20 protein-coding genes and 1 pseudogene are annotated in these 20786 nt (G+C 42.0%); 7 read left to right on the forward strand and 14 right to left on the reverse strand.

Annotation, left to right across the window (positions count from 1 at the left end; translation table 11 throughout):
* Positions 1-163: 163 nt before the first annotated feature.
* On the reverse strand, positions 164-748 hold the full coding sequence (gene sodB, locus H5300_RS19175) for a superoxide dismutase [Fe] (protein ID WP_004734050.1): 585 nt from the start codon (positions 746-748) through the stop codon (positions 164-166).
* A 269-nt stretch (positions 749-1017) separates the two neighbouring features.
* Here sodB and H5300_RS19180 point away from each other — a divergent pair, with 269 nt between their 5' ends.
* Positions 1018-1356, forward strand: coding sequence for a Grx4 family monothiol glutaredoxin (locus H5300_RS19180; protein ID WP_017076187.1), 339 nt, complete (start codon positions 1018-1020; stop codon positions 1354-1356).
* 97 nt (positions 1357-1453) lie between these two features.
* The gene (locus tag H5300_RS19185; protein ID WP_017079304.1) at positions 1454-2083 is read left to right on the forward strand and encodes a DsbA family protein; all 630 of its coding nucleotides are present in this window, start codon (positions 1454-1456) and stop codon (positions 2081-2083) included.
* A 195-nt stretch (positions 2084-2278) separates the two neighbouring features.
* Here the strand turns inward: H5300_RS19185 and H5300_RS19190 are convergent, their stop codons facing one another.
* Positions 2279-3604, reverse strand: coding sequence for a Na+/H+ antiporter family protein (locus H5300_RS19190; RefSeq protein ID WP_017084039.1), 1326 nt, complete (start codon positions 3602-3604; stop codon positions 2279-2281).
* A 65-nt stretch (positions 3605-3669) separates the two neighbouring features.
* Positions 3670-4314: a ribonuclease T gene (gene rnt / locus H5300_RS19195; RefSeq protein WP_017061178.1), complete on the reverse strand. Its 645-nt coding sequence runs from the start codon at positions 4312-4314 to the stop codon at positions 3670-3672.
* Between the two features lie 188 nt (positions 4315-4502).
* On the opposite strand from rnt, the gene motY reads away from it, so the two are divergent.
* Positions 4503-5384 carry a flagellar protein MotY gene (gene motY, locus H5300_RS19200; protein ID WP_017080932.1) on the forward strand — a complete coding sequence of 294 codons (882 nt, stop codon included), beginning with the start codon at positions 4503-4505 and terminating at the stop codon, positions 5382-5384.
* A gap of 95 nt (positions 5385-5479) precedes the next feature.
* Here the strand turns inward: motY and H5300_RS19205 are convergent, their stop codons facing one another.
* The 3 genes from H5300_RS19205 to H5300_RS19215 all read right to left on the reverse strand — a co-directional run bounded on the left by H5300_RS19205 (position 5480) and on the right by H5300_RS19215 (position 8543).
* Positions 5480-5914, reverse strand: coding sequence for a DUF2753 domain-containing protein (locus H5300_RS19205; protein ID WP_004734047.1), 435 nt, complete (start codon positions 5912-5914; stop codon positions 5480-5482).
* Positions 5915-6115: 201 nt separating this feature from the next.
* Positions 6116-6532 carry a lactoylglutathione lyase gene (gene gloA / locus H5300_RS19210; RefSeq protein WP_004734046.1) on the reverse strand — a complete coding sequence of 139 codons (417 nt, stop codon included), beginning with the start codon at positions 6530-6532 and terminating at the stop codon, positions 6116-6118.
* A gap of 1153 nt (positions 6533-7685) precedes the next feature.
* Positions 7686-8543 carry a LysR family transcriptional regulator gene (locus tag H5300_RS19215; RefSeq protein ID WP_017092319.1) on the reverse strand — a complete coding sequence of 286 codons (858 nt, stop codon included), beginning with the start codon at positions 8541-8543 and terminating at the stop codon, positions 7686-7688.
* A gap of 86 nt (positions 8544-8629) precedes the next feature.
* Between H5300_RS19215 and H5300_RS19220 the strand changes: the two genes are divergently transcribed.
* Both H5300_RS19220 and H5300_RS19225 read left to right on the forward strand, forming a co-directional pair.
* On the forward strand, positions 8630-8869 hold the full coding sequence (locus tag H5300_RS19220; protein ID WP_017092320.1) for a DUF2798 domain-containing protein: 240 nt from the start codon (positions 8630-8632) through the stop codon (positions 8867-8869).
* Entirely contained in the window at positions 8862-9149 is a 288-nt protein-coding gene (locus tag H5300_RS19225; RefSeq protein ID WP_017092321.1) for a putative quinol monooxygenase, read from the forward strand. The genes H5300_RS19220 and H5300_RS19225 overlap by 8 nt, the downstream gene beginning before the upstream one ends.
* A 328-nt stretch (positions 9150-9477) precedes the next feature.
* Here the strand turns inward: H5300_RS19225 and H5300_RS19230 are convergent, their stop codons facing one another.
* The 7 genes from H5300_RS19230 to H5300_RS19260 all read right to left on the reverse strand — a co-directional run bounded on the left by H5300_RS19230 (position 9478) and on the right by H5300_RS19260 (position 17620).
* Entirely contained in the window at positions 9478-9738 is a 261-nt protein-coding gene (locus H5300_RS19230) for a hypothetical protein (RefSeq protein WP_182796615.1), read from the reverse strand.
* 665 nt (positions 9739-10403) lie between these two features.
* Positions 10404-12785: a DUF4238 domain-containing protein gene (locus H5300_RS19235; protein ID WP_108223714.1), complete on the reverse strand. Its 2382-nt coding sequence runs from the start codon at positions 12783-12785 to the stop codon at positions 10404-10406.
* A 265-nt stretch (positions 12786-13050) separates the two neighbouring features.
* A complete protein-coding gene (locus H5300_RS19240; protein ID WP_108223713.1) occupies positions 13051-13689 on the reverse strand; it encodes a hypothetical protein in 639 nt (212 codons plus the stop codon).
* A gap of 130 nt (positions 13690-13819) precedes the next feature.
* Positions 13820-14254 (reverse strand): 4-fold beta flower protein, encoded by a 435-nt coding sequence (locus H5300_RS19245; RefSeq protein ID WP_108224049.1) that lies wholly within the window; start codon positions 14252-14254, stop codon positions 13820-13822.
* Positions 14255-15324: 1070 nt separating this feature from the next.
* Entirely contained in the window at positions 15325-15612 is a 288-nt protein-coding gene (locus H5300_RS19250) for a hypothetical protein (RefSeq protein ID WP_061026029.1), read from the reverse strand.
* Positions 15613-15716: 104 nt separating this feature from the next.
* The gene (locus tag H5300_RS19255; protein ID WP_061026027.1) at positions 15717-17096 is read right to left on the reverse strand and encodes a DEAD/DEAH box helicase; all 1380 of its coding nucleotides are present in this window, start codon (positions 17094-17096) and stop codon (positions 15717-15719) included.
* On the reverse strand, positions 17090-17620 hold the full coding sequence (locus H5300_RS19260) for a hypothetical protein (RefSeq protein ID WP_102446185.1): 531 nt from the start codon (positions 17618-17620) through the stop codon (positions 17090-17092). Before H5300_RS19260 ends, H5300_RS19255 begins: the two co-directional genes overlap by 7 nt.
* Positions 17621-17723: 103 nt before the next feature.
* On the opposite strand from H5300_RS19260, the gene H5300_RS19265 reads away from it, so the two are divergent.
* Entirely contained in the window at positions 17724-18038 is a 315-nt protein-coding gene (locus H5300_RS19265) for a helix-turn-helix domain-containing protein (protein ID WP_061026023.1), read from the forward strand.
* A gap of 327 nt (positions 18039-18365) precedes the next feature.
* On the opposite strand, the pseudogene H5300_RS19270 reads toward H5300_RS19265, so the two are convergent.
* A pseudogene (locus tag H5300_RS19270) lies at positions 18366-19180 on the reverse strand (IS3 family transposase); the annotation flags it as partial.
* Positions 19181-19251: 71 nt separating this feature from the next.
* Between H5300_RS19270 and H5300_RS19275 the strand changes: the two are divergent.
* On the forward strand, positions 19252-20724 hold the full coding sequence (locus tag H5300_RS19275; RefSeq protein WP_259397779.1) for a UvrD-helicase domain-containing protein: 1473 nt from the start codon (positions 19252-19254) through the stop codon (positions 20722-20724).
* The last annotated feature ends 62 nt before the right edge of the window (positions 20725-20786 follow it).

The following is a 20786-nucleotide window of genomic DNA, read 5'->3' on the forward strand; positions in this document are numbered from 1 at the left end:
TAACTGGCTAACTGGCTAACTGGCTAACTGGCTAACTGGTTAATTGGTTAATAGGCTAAGAAAGGTCTAGATTTTGTGGAATACGATAGATACAAAAAAGCTCATGCCGAGGCATGAGCTTTCAATAGATAACTCGCTATAAATAGCGCAGCGTAAGTAATAATTACTTAGCTAGGTTCTCTTCTACGAAAGACCAGTTTACTAGGTTCCAGAATGCAGCCATGTAGTCAGGGCGAACATTGCGGAAATCGATGTAGTAAGCGTGTTCCCATAGGTCAACAGTTAGAAGTGGAGTAACACCTTCTTCTGTTAGAGGAGTAGCAGCGTTAGAAGTGTTAACGATGTCTAGAGAACCGTCAGCTTTCTTAACTAACCAAGTCCAAGAAGAACCGAAGTTGTTGATTGCTGAATCAGTGAATTTCGCTTTGAATTCTTCGAAAGAACCGAATGCAGCGTTGATAGCTTCTGCAACAGCGCCAGTTGGTTCGCCGCCTGCTTTAGGAGCAAGACAGTGCCAGTAGAACGTGTGGTTCCAGATTTGAGCAGCGTTATTGAAAACACCACCAGTAGAAGTCTTAACGATCTCTTCTAGTGTTTTGCCTTCAAACTCAGTACCTGGGATAAGACCGTTTAGCTTAACAACGTAAGTGTTGTGGTGCTTACCGTGGTGGAAATCTAGCGTTTCTGCTGAGATGTGTGGTTCTAGCGCGTCTTTCGCGTAAGGAAGAGCCGGTAGTTCAAATGCCATTGCTCAATTCTCCATTGATATGAAAGAGTTAACTCTTTCGATTGCTTCCAGTGATATTATTATTCATGGTTCGCTTTACAGCCAACCATGGTCAATTTGCTGACTTGCGATATAGTTTAGCAAGTTTTTACTTTATTAAAAGCTTAATTCATCACTTTTGTGTGAATTGTTAGCTTAGCTCGTAAACCGCTTTTTTTATATGGTTTTTATTCTTTTGGTTTGGGGTAGAATAAAGGCAATAAAAGCCGTAATCCATTAACGAGGAAGCAATGGAAACTATCGATAAAATCAAACAGCAAATTGAAGAAAACACCATTCTACTTTACATGAAAGGTTCTCCTAAGCTGCCAAGCTGTGGTTTTTCTTCTCAAGCATCTCAAGCTCTAATGGCATGTGGTGAAAAATTTGCTTACGTAGATATCCTACAAAACCCTGACATCCGTGCAGAGCTTCCAGCTTACGCACAATGGCCAACGTTCCCACAACTTTGGGTTGACGGTGAGCTGATCGGTGGTTGTGACATCATTCTTGAGATGTTCCAAAAAGGCGAACTTCAGCCAATCGTTAAAGAAGCGGCTGCTAAAGTAGCTGGCGATGACGCTGAGTAAGCTTTAAGCCTTTGCGCTTAAATATTGAATGGAAGGGGCCCTTAGTGAGGCTCCTTTTTTGTTTGAATGGTTTGAAAGACTCGATAAGGAATGAACAATGGACGTAAAACTTCATTATGTGCATGACCCAATGTGCAGTTGGTGCTGGGGTTATAAGCCAACATTAGAACTCTTAAAACAGCAGCTACCTGCGAGTATTGAGTTTAACTACGTTGTTGGCGGTTTGGCCCCTGATTCTGAAGATCCAATGTCAGAAGAGATGAAAGGTAAGCTGCAAGCTATCTGGAAGCAGATTGAAGCTAAGTTGGGTACTGAGTTCAACCACGAATTTTGGACTGAATGCCAACCAGTTCGCAGCACTTACCCTGCTTGTCGTGCCGTGATCGCTGCTGGTTTTCAAGACCATTACGAAGCGATGCTTGAAGCAATCCAACATGCTTACTACCTTCGTGCGATGTTGCCACACAGCCAAGAAACGCATTTGCAGTTAGCGGAAGAGCTAGGGATGAATGTACAACAGTTTGAAAATGATCTTTCTAGTAAGTTATTGGAAAGCGAATTAGATGACCAGTTAGGCTTTAAAGAAGCGATCGGTGTCCATTCTTACCCGACGTTAATGCTTGAAGTAAATGGTATTTTTACGGCAGTAGAACTGGATTACCATTCAACGGAAGCGACGCTTAAGTCTATTCGCGAAGTATTGGTGAATAACGCTCCCGCTGCATAATTCAGCTAGAGCTGTCTGTATTAACGTAAATTATGTCCAAGGCTTACTCATCAGAGTAAGCCTTTTTTGTTTGGCGTCGCTGGTTCATTGAGAGTGAGGAGGAAGGAAGAGTGGAATGAATCCCAGGAACAAAAAAGACCGCACGAGGCGGTCTTTATAAAAGTGAGCGTAGGACTCTTTAACTACAGAACCTAATTACAGAACCATGGCTGCAATCCAACCGAATACGATCAGTGGGATGTTGTAGTGCAGGAATGTCGGTACAACGGTTTCCCAAACGTGCTCGTGTTGACCATCAGCATTTAGACCAGACGTTGGACCTAATGTTGAGTCAGAAGCCGGAGAGCCCGCATCACCGAGTGCTGCAGCTGTACCAACTAGAGCGATGGTTGCCATTGGCGAGAAGCCAAATGCTGCTGCTAGTGGAACGTAGATAGTCGCAAGGATTGGAATCGTAGAGAACGAAGAGCCGATACCCATTGTTACCAACAGGCCAACGATTAGCATAAGCAATGCCGCTAGAGGTTTGTTGTCACCAATGCTTGTTGAAAGCGCTTCAACCAGAGACTCAACGCCACCTGTTTGCTTCATTACCGCTGCAAAACCTGCCGCTGCAATCATGATGAAACCGATCATTGCCATCATGTGAACACCCTTGGTGAAGACATCGTGTGTCTCTTTCCAAGCGATTACACCACCGAAGGTGAATACCATGAAACCAGCCAATGCACCGATGATCATAGAACCTGTCGATAGCTGAACCGTTAGCGCAGCAACAATACCAGCAGCAGCCACTAGGATGTGCTTCTTGTTGATCTCTTTCACTTCGGTTGAAACAACAGTATGAGACGTTTCTTTGTATTGACGTGGCTTACGGTAAGTAAAGAACACGGCCGTAAGAAGGCCAAAGATCATGCCTGCAGCCGGTAACAACATCGCCATTGGTACTTGGCTTGCTACTACGTTTTCAAGACCGTTGTCGTGAAGGTTTTTTAGCAGGATGTTGTTTAGGAAGATGCCACCAAAACCAATTGGTAACACCATGTAAGGTGTAATCAGACCAAAAGTCAGCACACACGCAACCAGACGACGGTCTAGGTTCATTTTTGCGAATACGCCTAATAGAGGTGGGATTAAGATTGGGATAAAGGCGATATGTACAGGGATTACATTTTGCGAAGACATGGTCACTAGGATCAAAGACGCTAGGATGCCATATTTTAGACCATTAGATGCTGCACTGTTCTCTTTACCGTGAATGCGCTTAATGACGCTTTGAGCAAGCAGGTCTGTGATACCAGAACGTGAGATAGCAACAGCGAATGTACCAAGCATAGCGTAGCTAAGTGCGATAGTTGCACCACCACCTAATCCACTTTCGAACGCCGCGACTGCGTCGTTCAAGCCCATACCAGAGGCTACGCCACCGATAATTGCGCTGAACGTGAGAGCAACGACTACGTTTACGCGCATCAAAGCTAAAACAAGCATGATGCAAACTGAAATTACAACAGGATTCATATTATTCTCGGGATGTTGTGTTTTTTATGAAGGCAATACGAGTGAACGTTTACCGACTCTATTTTTTATTCTTCGTCAACAAGAGGCCAACCACCAAGGGCTTTCCATTTGTTTACAATGCCGCAAAATAACTCTGTGGTTTTTTGCGTATCATACAAAGCAGAGTGTGCTTCTTTGTTGTCAAATTCCATCCCTGCAGTGCGGCAAGCTTTAGCCAAAACGGTTTGACCGTAGGCAAGACCACTAAGAGCTGCAGTGTCAAAAGTAGCAAATGGATGGAAAGGGACGCGTTTAAGCTTACAGCGCTCACTTGCTGCATTAACGAAGTTCAAATCGAATGTAGCGTTGTGAGCAACCATGATTGCACGACTGCAATCTGATGCTTTTTGTTCTTTTCTCACTAGCTTGTAGATTTCTTTAAGGGCTTCTTGTTCCGACACAGCACCACGTAATGGGCTAAATGGGTCTTTAATTCCGTTAAAGTCTAATGCTGCCTGCTCTATATTTGCGCCTTCAAAAGGCTCAATGTGAAAATGAAGCGTTGATGCAGGGTGCAGATCTCCGTTCTCATCCATTTTTAATGTAATGGCACAGATTTCTAATAATGCATCGGTTTCAGCGTTAAACCCTGCGGTTTCCACGTCGATGACCACTGGAAAATAGCCACGAAAGCGTTTTTTTAGGGTCAGAGCTTCGTTTTCTACAGTCATGTTAGCCCAAATAAGTGTGATTAAGGCTGCATTATTGCAGATAATAGCAGTGATAAAAACTAGGGAAGGGCAATAAATCATAAATTACCTAATCCATTGCGGCTTGATAATTGCATATTTAAACGTGAGAGAAAAATGCGGCAATTGGCTGCATTGTTAAACGAATTGCTTAAGAGATACTCCACTTTATGAAGAAACAACTCATAACAGGTTCAATGCTATTTTCGCTACTTATGTCGTTACCAGTAATGGCACAAGAAAAGCGTTATGGAGCATCTCCTCAACAGTCAAAGTGGGAGATGGTGGCCAACACGCCACTCGAATGCCGCTTGGTTCACCCTATCCCAAATTTTGGTGATGCTGAGTTCTCATCTCGCGCGAGTAAAAAAATCATTTTGGACTTTGAGCTTAAAATGCGTCGCCCAATGGGTGCTACGCGTAATGTCAGCTTGATTTCGATGCCGCCACCTTGGCGTCCGGGTGAAAGTGCTGATCGCATGACAACCATTAAGTTCTTCCAACAATTTGATGGCTACGTCGGTGGTCAAACAGCTTGGGGGATTTTGAGTGAGTTGGAGAAAGGTCGCTACCCGACATTCAGTTACCAAGAGTGGCAGAGCCGAGATCAGCGAATCGAAGTGTCGCTGTCGTCGGTGTTATTCCAAGAAAAATACAATGTGTTCAGTGACTGTGTTGCTAACCTGTTGCCTTACAGCTTTGAAGATATCTCTTTCACTATTTTGCACTACGACCGTAATAGTGATCAGCTGAACAAGTCGTCGCGCAAAAGGCTGAGCCAGATCGCCGATTACGTTCGCTATAACCAAGACATCGATCTTGTGCTGGTGGCAACGTACACCGATTCTGTCGACAGCAAAGGTATTAGCCAAAACCTTTCAGAGCGCAGAGCGGAATCGTTAAGAGAGTACTTCAAATCTTTAGGCTTGCCAGAAGATCGTATCCAAGTTCAGGGCTATGGTAAACGTCGCCCGATTGCAGACAACAATTCGCCAATTGGTAAAGACAAGAACCGACGCGTTGTTATCTCTTTAGGTCGTACGCAGGTTTAATCAGAATAATTGCTTGTTTTGAAATCAGATAGCCCGTCGTAATGACGGGCTTTTTTGTCTTTAAAATTTGGAGCCATTGTCTAAACGTAACTCGTTTAGTTCAAGCGGAAACGAGCGATCATTTCACAGTTGGTCGCGGTATCGATCTTTTCTACCATAGAAGCAATTTTAGGATTGGGATGGCGTTTCATGAAATCGATCAGCGCTTTCTTACAGCAACCAATAGAATCGATAAAGCTGGAACATTGAGTGTTAGGGCACTGCGGGATCAGTGTCAGCACTTTTTCTGAAGCCAATTGAAGATACTTGAGCTCGTATTCGGTATCACCAGCCCATCGCCAGAATTGTGCGAGATTGTGGCAAGAGATCACTGAGATCAGTAGGCGTTCGTCAGCCTGAATATCGGTACGCTCAGTGATTTCTTCGCTCAAGTTCAGTGCTTGCTGATAGTGAAGAATACTTCGTACAGGATCGTCGAGCTGCAATGCAGTATCGGCAAGTAACGTGTGTTTTTCCCATTCGCTAATCATTGTATTACCTCACTAATCAATAGGTGGTTAATTTAAATGATAATCATTATCATGTAAAGTTTCATCAATGAGATTGTTAAGAATAATTGGTAGAGAATATCGATTATGGTGAGAGTGATAAAAAAGAAGCGAGCACAGTGCTCGCTTCTTTTTTTCATTTCATCAGGCGTTCAAGCCCAACTTCGTATAGAGGTTGAGGAATTAACCTTCTAGACCTGCGCTTGCTTGTTTGTTCTGAATTAGCTCAATCATGTAACCGTCAGGATCTTTAACGAATGCGATGTGAGTAGAGCCGCCTTTTACAGGGCCAGCTTCACGCGTTACATTACCGCCTGCTGCTTTAATTGCATCACACGTTGTGTAGATGTCATCAACACCGATAGCAACGTGACCAAAAGCTGAGCCAAGGTCATATTCAGTGGTACCCCAGTTGTAAGTCAGCTCAATCACAGCACCTTGAGATTCGTCACCAAAGCCAACGAAAGCCAGCGTGTATTCGTACTCTTTGTTTTCGTTCTTACGTAATAGCTGCATGCCCATTACATTGGTATAGAACTCGATAGACTTGTCTAGATCACCCACGCGCAGCATGGTGTGTAAAATACGACCGTTTGACATGATTTGCTCCTAGCTTTAATTATGTATACGTTTTTGTAATTCTGTTTTATGCCGCTAGATAAACGCGGCGCTTTTTGGCCAATAGGCTTGTTAGCTTCTTTCGCTTAGGGTTAACAGTTTATGAGCCTAGACGTCCGTCTTCTCTTTGAATTTTGTTTATATTCACTAAAAAATAATCTTACTTAGTGAGTGAGTGAGTGAGTTTCCAAGTATACAAGGGCTCACAAGGCCTTTCTATCTAGACTTTCCTTTACGAAAATAGAAAGATTTGTAAACCTAGTGCTTTAATGGATGAATTCTGTTCAAAATTACCTCCATTATTCTTTACAAAAATAGTAGCAAATTAAAAACGACTGCTCTATAAAATTTCTTTCCAGAAGGCTTTGTAAGGCGATGGCCTCACTGCGTGAAACCATCACCCTGCTAAAAGGGTATTTAGGGGAATGATGGTAAAGTAAAATAATAAAGCCACTCCTGACGCTCGCACAGCTCACTACTCGCTAGGCATATATGATTTTCCTTGACCATCGGTATAACACTCGTATAAGAGCCTCCGTAACTCGCTTTTGGACAAAAGTTTGTTAGCTACATTACTAAATTAGAATGTAACGGATTAATTGGAGTATGGAAAAGTTGTCCAACAGCAGCGCCCTTGCTAGCTGCTGTGCGCATCAAGTCTATCGATGGTAAATGCAATGCTTTCTCCTACTACTCTTGGAGCACTAGTCTCGATAGGTGCTGATAGATGTGCAATACCCACATCAACTATTACCTCAGGATCTATGCCTGTCACGATGCCCGATAGCGCCAGCCCCAATAATGTTCTAGCTCTTTCTTGGCTTCGGGGTTACCTGAAAACATTGACTCCCATTCTTCGTCTTCATAGTGGAGGCCGACTGATAAACGGATATCGATATTTTCTCCAGCTTAATATCTATCGCCCCCAAATTCGTCTATTGCAACAACCTTGACACCATCTACTTCGATTAAAGATGGTAAGTAAATTATCCATAAACTTGATATTAAGTTTTGTAGGGAAAACAGTATGATGCGGTCTATAAAGACAAATAGCCTTGGCTAGGTCGGTTTATTATCATCTCACCAACAATCGTTGATATATGGAGAAATTACCTTCCCGTAGCAGCCAACCCAATCACGTCAAATCAACCATGCGCCCTTGTAAAGCAGGAGTGTTTTGAACACAACTCTCGATACATGTGATCAGATCTTGGGACAGTGACGAAGGCTTTGGTTTATTCGCCCACAAGGCATACATAGGCCGAGTAAAAAGTATCTCAGAGTCGTATTGAACGTGCCCGGACATCTCACTATACAAATCGGCGATCTCTGTCATAGGCAATAGGCCTACACCCATGCCTGACGCGACCAGTTTGCGTACCAAGGTAATGTCGTTGACCCGAGAAACCTTAGAGTATTGCCGCTCGATACTTAGCAAGTCTTGCCCTGAAATTTGCGTCTTAGAGTACGGCATAATGAGTCGCTCTCGGCTTTTGCAGTCTCGTCTTGAGACAAGGCATACGGCAATGCTGGCTAACTTTTTCTGGTAAAAAGACGAGTCTCTTTGCTCTCCACTACGTATGGCTAAATCAAAAGAAGTTTGGCTAAGCAGCACATTTGTGTTGGCAGGCTCAATAACGACATCCACATGACTTTTTTCTAGCAGAAAGGCTTCAAGCGCTGGGTATAGTTGGCCAATGATTAAGTTTTGCGGGCAATGTAAGACGAAGGAAACCGCTTCACTTTTCGAGCTTTCAGTCACGGCCTGATGAAGATTTAGGGTGGTCTCGCCAAGCTGCTCAAATAACCCTTTGCCAAAGCTAGTGAGTTTGACTCCCCTAGAGGAGCGAATAAATAGTGACTCACCTAATCTCTCTTCTAACAATAAGATGCGTTTGGACAAGGTTGGCGCGGTAGTTGTTAAGTCTCGTGCCGCTTTTGAATAACTGCCTCGACGGGCTACTTCAACAAATAATAAAAAATCATCCAGCATAAGGTTTTCCGCAATCTTAGTGTTCTAAAGCTCGTATGGCCGACGATACGATATATCCATACAGTATACAGACAGGAGGAAGCGCTATGACAAAACTTTTTTTCACTGCTCTGTTCTCATGCGCGATGTCAAGTATGGTGTCCGCGTGGGTCACTTACATCAATCTCGGTTTACCAGAAGATTTCATCAACCGATGGGGCTTTGCCTTTATTAATGCTTGGCCTGCTTCGTTTGCAGCGGCTTACTTGTTGAATAAACCAATCATGGTATTGACCCAAAAATTGATGCGTCAATTTACACCCCAAAAGGAGAAAAACAATGCTTAGTGTTGTGGCTTTTATTACCCCCAAAAGTGAATTTTATGCAGAGTGCAAACAAAAAGCTGAAGGCATTTTAACTGCTACTCGAGAAGAAGCGGGTTGCTTGCGTTTTGAGCTATATGAAAACCAAGCGAAAGATCAGCTGATCTTGGTTGAAAACTGGGTGGACCAAGCTGCCCTAGAAGAACACTATGCCCAGCCATATATCACACCGATATTTGAGTTTTATAAAACCGCATTAGCTCAAGAGCCAGAAATACACAAAATGACCAATGTAGAGGGTTAAATTCTCAGATATATCTGAGTAAGTCGCTAGATAGGTAGGGAGGCCTCACCTCCCTATCATTTAAAAGTTGCTCTAGCTTCAGCTATAACTCACTTTTGGACAAAAATGCGTTTCGGGGGTATTGAATATTAGCTAGTCATGAATAACTATAGGTATGGAAAATCGTTTAACTTGAAGTACAATTTACAAGACGATGCGCCCACCAAATAGAGGTTTCATTAAGGAGTACGTTGCACCATTTATAATAGTGACTAAGCCCTGAAGTGCTTTTGCTTTAGACTGAACTGTCCAACAACCAGTTCGACAGTTAGGAAAACGCTAGAGATATTTATCCAAAAACGGTTTTTACAAACGTTGTCTCTAAGGTATAAGTCACAATAATTCCTTTGTTAGGGTCTCGATTATCATCTATTTCCACACTTTTTGTAACACCATCAACATGATACATCCCACCATAAAAATCACTGAATATTTCATCACCTTTTTCAATGAATCCAATTGGTAACTGTTGACCTTCGTAGAGCGTCAAGAGTAAGCCGTCTGGTGAATATAGTTCGACGATATAAGTTATTTTATCCATTTCTAGCATTTTATTTTCCTTTTCTGTTACCTTGATATCGCAAGGCAGTTTAGCCTTTAGAATTAAACAAGGTTACTAATGATGGTCATGAAATTCCTCCCCTATACTAATTTAGTATTACTACTTATTCGATAGAGCACAGATAAGAGTTTATCAACCCAACAATGCCACATAAATCAATGTCTTACTTGATCATTTGTGTTAATTTCTTCAGTTCCGCAGTTAGTCTCTATTTCGGGCAATATGTCTAAGGGACAGCACCTACAATTATCTTTGCAAATTATTTTAGTTTCTTTAGGTACTTCACAGAGTTCTTTTTCTGTTTGACTTAGTAACGTATCGATCCTGCTCATACATGATGGCCTCTTGTTTTATATGAAACTTACATACTATTAGACACTGAAGCAACTTTAACACTGTAAAAACTGATAGCTTGCGAATTGTATTTTCTTGGTAATTGCTCATCCCCCAGAAAGACTCGATTCAGATTACCATTTCTAAGGTAAATAGAGATAATTAAGATATGAAAGAGTATTTACTCTGACTGACTTTGGGGCACTTTCGAGTTAGAAAGTGCCAAGAGTCAAAATTCAGGTCTATGAAGACTCTGGACAAAAACGATTTAGCGGAGGTGGCTCTACTCGTTACTTTCATTAAAAAAGCTTCTTGATGAATCAATCTTGGATTCCAACACCGTAAACAGACCTAACACTTCTGTCATGCCTCAAACAGCTAGATCGAGCCAGCAACCGCTGTACAGTAGCATCATAAAAACCACCTTCAGGGCTTGAAATTCTAAATCGATCCAGTAGCAATGGCTCAGCAGTCTGCCGCTCTAGTCGTTCTGTAAAGTCGGAAGCCTGTCCAGCTAACCGGGTCAATTGAGCAACATTGCGGTTATTGCCTTGTACCATCCGGTCCGTGGTTTTAAGCCAATTCCGAGCGGTAGAAAAATTTCCTTGAGATTTTCGGAATGTATCTAAGAACGGTTCATCAATCGGCAGCGCATTAAACTGAGTATGAGCATCACTCCATGGATAGGACACAATTCCTTGCGATCTATGTTGAGCCACCATCAATTCTTGCCATCTTGAGCCGCTATCCGTAACCAATACAGAACCCGTTACTTGAGCAATTAGCAATGCCATTTCATAGTTAGGTCCCATTCGGAACATTAGGAACTGCCCACTATCTCTCAACTCGACTTGTTGAAGCATTACAAGTGGTGAAGCCTCAGCTGCACGCTCTAGTGCGACAATCATTTGAGTAGCAGCATCTTCATCTAAGCCAAATTGACTAATTAGTAGCTGAATCCTCACTTCTCTGGGCATCATAGCTGTTGAGTTCAATAAGTCTTCAGTAGACATTCTTAAATGCAATCGACGATCCTGATCATTCAGAATCTCTTGCCTATTGCCACGTTCCCTAGCCATCTCCATCATTGCTCTCATAAGAGGCACATCGAACTCGCTTGGGTCAGGAATCAGATTAATCAATCCGAGACCAATATATGGTTCCAATTGCAGCATGAACATGAAATCTTTTAAGGCTTGGTACTTGTATCTGGCTGGACTCTCTATTGGACTAAACTCTGGCCTGACGTTGTTAGGATTGGTTACTGGTGTCTCAATCAAAAACTCATCAAACATAGATGCCATTGGCAACGCACTAATACCAATTGTGCGAGCATCTAGTGGGCCAGTGTATAAGCCTCTAAACTTGCCATCAGATTTTGGTAGTAACGAGTAAATATCGGTTTCACGAGGCCACAATGTTGAATAAAAGCCGTAAATTTTCTTAATCTGGTCATCCGAAAGTTCTCTCCTGACATCCAGCCACGTTTTACCGCGATTAAGCCCCAAAACATCACGGATACAGTTGCAAAACATCAAATTCCGCTCTCGAATACTGGCAACACTCCATGTTGTACGCAACTCCTGAGGTGTGTCTAGACAACAGCTTTTATATTTTCTACCACTACCACAACCACATAGGTCGTTGCGTCCTAATTGGGCTTCATCAATATCTTTATTTAGGTATTCGTTTGGTGGAGTTGTTCTACCAAAAGCATCCTGATAGTGAACCGTGCCATCTTCAAAATGAGCATACACTTCTCCGCCATACCGGTAGAGCTCATTTTCGGGTGGTAGTAATACGTGCCTTAACTCAGCCCAATCACAAGTAATGCCACGTTCCGGATATAGCCAGTCCTCTTTACCTGCGGCAACTGATTCTTTAGCTCTGCTCTTAATGATGTGGTTTATCTTTGTGACGTCATCAGTGGTTAGGTTGCGGGTATTGATAAACTCGATAGTGTTGACCATGCTTCTGCGCATACGAGTCGCATTAGTGCGCTGCTCAAGTGGATTTGTGTTTTCAGGGTCTTGAGCGTATTCAAGGTTCGTCAGAATCAGGCAACGATTTTTATCTAACGGGAATAACGTTTGAGACCCCTTTAGCGCAATGTCTGGGTCATTCGGATATTCGCACAAATCAGAATCAGGCGGACAGGCATAATTGTAAACGGTGATTGGGTGATCTGATACTATGAACTTCACGTCTGAGTCTTCAGCTGATACCAACTCTCGAACGCCTTCAGCCCACAGCGTACAATGCATGGTGCGTAATGACTGCATTTCAATCATTAGCTGTAACTGGCTTAGTTCAGGGTATTTACTTCTAATCCAGTCTAAGCCTTTAGGTGTACGAAGTTTCTGAGCGTCTAAATAGGTAAAGAAGTCTTCGAAATTATGATGCCACTCAGTCTGATCGTCGGTCAGAAATGCTCGAACCGCTTTGGAACCATTATCGTCAATTGGACCAAATAATTTCTGTTCTATGTCGTCATTTACCTCTTCACCGAAGAACGTTGAGTAGAGGTGTTCTCCGTAGAACCTTTGCGCAGGCGTATGCCATTTTTTAAATGTTTTAACCTTCAACTCGCCATTCGGTAAGGGAAATTCCCTGCGAGTTAAGTGACAGATATGGTCATCCCGCTCACTCATGAAGCCCTTCTGATGCCATTGTGGAATGTAATGATTGTCTTTAGTTGCCATCTTACCTTTGTTCTTAATCCTTAATAAATTGGGGTTAACGACGAAGTTTCAATGTTGAAATGAGACTCTTTAACAAGATTATACATCAATGATGTTAGTAGCATCGCTAACAAGGCTTGGGCACTTTTGAGTTAGAAAGTGCCACGGGTGAAAGTTCAGCCTGTGAAGTTTCTGGACAAAAGCGCTTTAGAGTATGGGTTTTAACGTGCGAAATTTGGATTAGAAAAAGTATCTTGAGACCTTAAACGTTTGTTATGTTGATTTTTCACTTATGTCCCAACCTAAAAAGCATAGGTTTCCACACTGTTTCATCATAAGGAATACCGCTAGAGGAACAACATGCTTTAGCCAAATCCTCACTAGTTATACTTTTTGAAAAGGTGAAACGCTCTTTTTCGGTGCTTAATTTTTTAAGATGGAAGATTGCCTGAGTTACATCAACTAGCAGAAGCCCTGTGTAATAACTTATCTTTTTCGAAGAGTTTCGCTCTTCAGAATTATCCATGGTGTGACTATTCAACATCCACGAATCTACATATTCGTCGCGTTTTTCGTTGTTTTTAACAAGGCTTCTAATTACTGGACGTAGGCGAACTATGAGCTTCCTTTGTGTAGGAGTTACGAGTTTGTCGGTGCTCGCCAGTTCGATTACAAGTGCATCAATTAACGAAAGATCCAAAAATGGCAAGCCAGAATATTGCTCCCTCAATGGCTCTTGGTATTCTCCTACTAAGGTTGGAAACCAATTCTCTAGCGTGCCTGATAGATACTCAAACTCGTTGTAAAACGCTGATTCTAATCTTTGTGTTCTTTGTTTATTGTTTTTATCGGTAAATAGATAGCTAGCAAGAGCGCCTACTACAGCGCCAATTAGTGCACTAACTACAGCAATAAACCACTCCATTTATCAGGTCCTCACAAGTTTATAAAGCAACATAACGCCGCAATAAGCGGACTAAAAAAGTGGGTTATAATGTGTAGCGAAGCGAAACTTAACCCACTGTTTTAGTTCCGTTTAATTGCCTTGTTATAGGTTAATTTGTACCGCCAGACGCCATTAGAAATTTACAAGACGTTTGCCCAAAAGAGCTTGAAAAACCAGGTCTACTTGGAGAAAATTCTTGAAAGGCTTTAAACGGCTTAAATTCTTTAAATGATTTGAAAGGTTCAAATTTTGTAGACTTCATTAATTCTTTTGTTGCACAAGCAGCATTCCCTTGATGATCACGGACAACACCATTTATAAACCACCCTAAATGTTTGCCATTGAAACCGTAGACGTGATAACCGCCATTATCATCTGTACTGAGATAAGCAACGGGTTTACCTGACCACAAATAAATAGTCATTTCATCACTTAATGCAATATATGCTGACGCATCTCCACTGCCAGAAAATAAACTAACTTCATCCTCTGCAAAAACAGAAAAAGATATAAATGAAAAAAATACCAGTGATAATAGTTTCACAGATGACTCCTTAACCTATAACATTTTAATAACGTGCCAGCACGAATTTATGTATTCAGCATATCTCAAGAACCCTATCTAACCAACTGAAAATTATGCATATAATTAAGATTGAATCTAATTTCTAGTTGAAAACCGTGCAAGCACATATTGCTTCCAATTCAAGGCATGTTATCAATCAAAAACTTCCCTTTAGTTCTCTATTATTCAATAGCTTAGACATAGTTGAACAACATATTCGTGCGTAAGTGTGACTGAAGGTTAGTCTGTTATGGATTAGAACATTTAGCTACATTGCCGGAACTCTAGGCATGAGGAAAAGTAAGGAGAGTTGCAGGGTTTGAAACTGAGTTCAATCCCTCTCTGGCTCACTTTGGGGCAGAAGCAAGCTTGCCACATACAGTTCTTAGCTTTAAACTAACGTTGAGAGCCTCGGGTATCCCTGCTTTTTCTTGGATGTACTATTTACTGTCTGGCCAGAAGTAATTGTATCGAATTGAACTTGGCTTAATTGCAAAGCAGACCACCGAGGACATATGATAAGTCTAGGTGCTTTCCCTTCCATATACTTTGGTGATAAAACACCCGACGCTGCACACAGAATGTGTTCCCTCTTCGTTTTGAATGACAAACATTCTGTAGCTGTTTACAAAGCCATAGGCATTGCCTGTGGCTTTGTCGTATCTGGGACTAAAAAAACTGGTGCAACAGGCTTACACACAAATTAATCTATTGATAGTTTCTTATGCTCTAAACGTTTAGGGGCAAAAGTGTGTCGCTTCGCGCAGTCAACACAATAGTCTGCCCCTATAGTGTGTTAATCAGAAGCACGTATCCCCCTTCTTACAGAAAGCAATATTTCATGTGGTTTTAACTTCACATCGCAACCTGCGCATCGCAACTTGCGATGTGGGTAATCACTTAAGAAGCACCCGCGTAAACTACAAAGGATTAGTAATTAAAGTCAATAACTTAAACCTAATAACACTATGGTATTACTAATAATTAGGCTTCGAGTTGAGAGAGCACATCGCATAAAAAAGCTCTCCAGAATTGAGAGCTTTGATGGGTTATCGGTAGTATTGGTTTTGGCGCTTCGAGTTATACTTCCAACTTTTTGCTAGGCCATACACATAAGACGGGTAGTCGTCCCATGGGTTAGCTAATGCTCTTCCTCGCGTGGCGCGCAGCTTAACTGGGTACTCTCTGCACTCAATCTTATGAAGAAAGTAATAGCTCTTTTCCTGCTTGGTAGAAAAGTGCTTGTGGGTTCCACTACGAACGCTCGGATAAAGATCCAAAAGGTGTTGGCGCTGGTATTTAATGCGCTCTCGGTACTGCTGTTTTAGCTGTTTCATTTGCCCTCCAGGTTTACATTACCTAGAAGGGGTCCTCTGCAAAGTAATTCATTCTGGCCTCCCCAATGTGCCTTTAGTGAAAATGTAGCCTATGGTTTCTTCAATTACATGGAAGAGAAAGCCGAGATCACTCTCTGCTTAAATGCCCCAAGTCGAAGCTCATCAAACATTCCTAATGCTCCATAGAGACTATTTGAACTTTCTGTACTGCTTTCCCAAGATACTGTTGTTCTCGCGCTGTTTTGGGGCTCAAGCGGAGGCGCGACACTTAAGCTATTTCGTCGACCAGAGAACTCTGTTTCGATAGGTTTCCCCATACTTACATAGAGACGAGACTCAGGAATATCCTGTTCAATCCTTTCAGAAAACTCAATCAGGCTTTGCTCTGCAAAAGTGAATAACCACGCTTGTTGGTTTATTGTATTATTCACACGAAGTATTCGTCCGAGCACCTGCCTGAAATACAATTCAGTTTTGACTGAACTCATATGGCAACATACTTGAAGGCGCGGAATATCAGTACCCTCACTGATCATACCTACACTAACAATCCATTGTGCGTCGCTTTGTCGATAACGCTCTATTTCTGCTAGCGGCTCTTCATGTCGATAAGTGACGATAGAAACGGTTTGCCCAAACTTTTGAGATAGTATCTCTTTGATTGTTTGCGCATGTTGAACCGAAGCTGCAACAATCAGCCCACCGGCATTGGGTGATCTGAGACGTACTTTTTCTAGCTGCTCACATCCTAAACCGAGTAGATATTCCATCGCCTCTTGGTTGTGAATAACACTCTGGTAGGATGCTTTTGTCTGTTTAAGCATCTCTAATATTGATGAAAAGGATTCGACTTTTTCTCTACTACTAACAGACAAGTGTTCATTATCAACCAAGACGATTTTGGGCGTTCTACAAACACCATCAGCTATAGCTTGTTTAAGAGTGTATTGGTAATCGACAAGAAGCTGTCCGTCTGGGTCGCTGTACTCACCCATCACAATGGGTAAAGAGTCTGAACGCCACGGTGTACCTGAAAGTGCGAGGGTAAAAGTAGCAAGCCCTTGAATCTTAGTGAGAACTTGCTGCCCCCAAATGTTCGCATTTTCAACCTCAGAGCCAGAGCAATGGTGTATTTCATCAAAGACAACAAAGACCCTGTGATTCCGCAATGTTTGCCAAAATTCGTCATTGAGGAATTGGATAGATTGGTATGTTAAAGATTGCCCGACAGATCCCATGCCACCATTAAACGTACACTTAAGTCTCGACGAAAAGGTTCTTTTTATACCATCAGAAACCGTCAACGATGGTGAGAAGCACAATACAAGGTCTACCATGTCACTTTGTAACAACCTTGACGCAATATTAGCGGCAAGCACTGTCTTACCTGCTCCAGGTGTAGCTTGGCAAAAGAAATGGGAGCAGTTGGATTGATATTTTTTCAACGCTCTGTCAGAGCATTCACTTTGCCACTTCCTTAACACGGTTCATTTCCTTCATAGAGAGTATTAAGAACCTTTGTTAAAACGTTCACTTTTCCGAGCAATAAAGCGGCGCGCTCTTTAGCCTCTTGATGCAAAGGGGCCAGTTTATTCTCTAGCTCAGGAAATCGAGATACGATCGACTGATACTCGTCAATCTCCCCAAGTATTATTTCCAATTCGCCCTTATATTCGTTACGTTCATTGCTTAAAATGGAATAGTTTTGAATGGGTACTTTAGGCTTCATATCCGCTTGGTTATTCGTTGTTACATTGTTATGTAACTCTTTAAATTGTTGCGTTTGAAAGTAGCGTTTTTTCCGGCCTGAGCCCTCACTTCGCAACCAACTTTTCTTTTCAAAGTGAAAAATTGCTCGGTACACCTTTTTGTGAGCTTCGGCAGAATTGGAGTCCACATTATCAAGGGATAGCCACAAATCTCTCGCTTCTAGCACGGTGAATCCATCTAACCCATTTTCTATCAATAACTTGTGCATGACAGCACTAATTCTTCGAGCCCGTTTCATTTCCAAAATTACACCAACCAAAAACTAAGGATTGCTTAGTATACAGAAATCCATAAAACTAAGAAAATCTTAGTTAACTTGAGATCAGAGAAATGAAATCTAAGTGTCATTTAAAAACCCAATCCCAGAGCGACTCAAACAAGCTCGAAAAAAAGCAAAGCTCTCTCAAAAATCCCTGGGAGAAAGCATAGGTATGGATGCAAGTTCAGCAAGCCCTCGAATGAATCAATACGAGAAAGGCAAGCACGCCCCAGATGTTCAAACCTTAAAGCTAATCGCCGATGAGCTTGGTGTGCCGCTCAATTATTTCTTCTGTGAAGATGAAAGCTCTGCTGAACTGGCGTGCATGATCTATGAAATGACAGAGAGCGAAAGAAAGAAACTTATTGCAGCACTGAGCCAGAAGAAAGACTTATAATAAGAGAGTTTACTTTAAGTAATACTGATGTTGCTTATGGCGGGAGAGTGAAGTAACGGCAAATTCAAAAGTTATGAACAAAGCTCTGGGTTTAGGTATGCTTATTAAGAACTTAACAGGTAGGTTATGTGAGGTAAGTGATTCCAGCCTGATTTTAAGTAATAACGTAGTGATAGCGTCTTATGCTATCCAAATTGTCTATGAGGTTCGTATCTATGCAGTTTCTGGACATTTCCGTGTTTAGTTATGTACTAATTTAGCTTCACACGGATAACTTTTCGTATTGAAAAATCACTTAGTGAGTTGTCCAGTATTGCTGGAGCAGATCAGCGCATCACAGACCAGAGTTGCGGTCATTCTGGTACTCATTGACCAACCAACTACTTGCCGTGAGTACAAGTCGATAACAACGGCTAAATACATCCAGCCTTCGCTTGTCGCTAGATAAGTGATATCTCCAGCCCATTTTTGGTTTGGTGCTGTCGCATTAAAGTCTTGCTCAAGCAAATTCGGGGCTACAGGAAGTCTATGCTTACTGTCTGTCGTACATTTGAACTTACGGGCGGCCTTCGCGACTAAGCTCTGGCGCTTCATGCTCGCGGCAATGGTTTTTACATCGTGCTTATTACCATTTGCCTCAAGTTCTTTTTGAATGCGCCTTGCACCGTCGCGTTCCTTTTTATCATCAAAGACTTCTCGAACTTTGTTATCAAGCTGCTTGCGGTGCTCGTTGCGTTGAGTGACTTTATGGCGATTATCAATCCAATAATAAAACCCACTTCGAGAAACCCCAAACACCTTAGCCATACGGACAATCCTATATTGCATCAGGTGTTCGAGCATAAACTCATAGCAATCTATTTTAGATTTTTCGCGAAGTAGGTGGCGGCCTTTTTTACGATATCTAGCTCTTCAGCTTGCTCTGCTAATAATCGCTTGAGCTTGGCATTTTCAGTGGCGAGTTCTCTTTCTCTATCGCTGATTTTCGCATCTTTTTTGACGGCTTTACGCCACCCATAAATTTGAGATTCATATAGTGAAAGCTGTCGTGCGGCGGCAGCGACACCGACTTTCTCTGCTAACTTAAGCGCTTCGGCTTTAAATTCAGGAGCATGTTTAATTCGTGTTTTCTTAGTTGTCATTGTTCACCTCGTTAGTGATTGTACTCACTTAACTCAGTGTCCAAAACTTCTGGTGCGGATCACTGTTTCCATTGTGGGCAAATCAAAGTGCGGAGCGCTTGCAAGACTTCCTAAATGATGCCTACAAAAAATGTACATCTAGTTTCCTTAGAGATTCTTCAATTGAACAAATTCAGTCGGTTGTGAGTCTTGAAATAAAGCGTTGGAAAGGCTGGAAAAAGGTACAAGGTCTTTCAGAACTGGCAAAGAAAACGGCATCACAACTTACTAACATCCAAAACTGGGATGCTTCGGATATAGATAAGATACGCAATCGTTATGTCGCAAAACAACTTGCTCAATTTGAATCGTTCTTTGATGGTGTTGAATCGAATCCTCTGACAAATAAGCAGAGAATTGCTTGTGTGACTGATAACGACAATAACCTTCTACTTGCTGGTGCTGGCACGGGTAAAACAAGTGTCATGGTCGGAAGAACAGGTTATCTAGTTAACAGCGGCCAAGCTAGATCAAATGATATTTTGTTGCTTGCTTATGGACGTATTGCCGCCCAGGAGATGGATGAAAGAATCAAGGATAAATTAGGCTTCGATGATGTGAAAGCGAGTACATTTCACAGTCTAGGCGTGAAGATTATCTCTGCTGTTGAGGGTAAAGCACCGAGCTTGTCCAAGCTCGAAGATAGTGCCAAAGTTAAAGCCAAATGGATGAATGATGAAATCGAGAAATTGATGCTCGATAGTCTCTACAAAAAAAACTTACTCGATTATTTCAGTTCATATTACTACGTCGATAAAAACCCTTGGGATTTTGAATCTCAAGGAGCACATCTTAAGTATCTAAATGATAACGACATCCGCTCAATGAGGGGAGAGCAAGTTAAAAGCTATGGTGAGCTAGTGATTGCGAACTGGTTGTTGCGTAAGGGCATCAACTATGAATATGAAGCTAAATATCGATTTGATGTTGCAACCAGTGAATATCGTCAGTATGAACCAGATTTCTACCTTCCTGATTATGATATTTACATCGAATATTATGGCACCGATGAAAACGGAAACACGGCCCCTTATGTTGATAAGGAGAGTTATCACGCAAGTATCAAGTGGAAACGGGAAACCCACAAGAAATATCAGACGGGTTATGTGGAGGTGTTCTACCATCAACATAAAAACGGAAAACTACTTACCGCGCTAGAAAAAGAACTGATTAAGCGCGGCGTAGAAACACAACCTGTATCTGATAACGCTCTGTTAGCTAACTTGGAGCAGCTAGGTCAAGTGACAGAATTAGCGAAACTGCTTGGAGCGTTAGTTGATATGTACAAAGCAGCGTGTCTGGATGAAGATGGTATAAACAAAATCATCAAAGAGTCGATAGATTCTAGACAAACAGCTAAAGCACTCGAACTATTAATGCCGTTATATCACAACTATGAAAAGTACCTTCGAGACCATCAAGTCATAGATTTTAACGATATGTGCATATTCCGGAGCAATCCGACCACCGATTCCGGGATTATCCGGACATTCATTCCGTTTTAATCCGGACACCATTTCCGGGATAAACCAGCCAAATTTCCACGAACTCCGGAATCACTGTCCGG

Origin of the sequence: Vibrio sp. SG41-7 (assembly GCF_014164465.1) — a bacterium.
GTDB lineage: Bacteria > Pseudomonadota > Gammaproteobacteria > Enterobacterales > Vibrionaceae > Vibrio > Vibrio splendidus.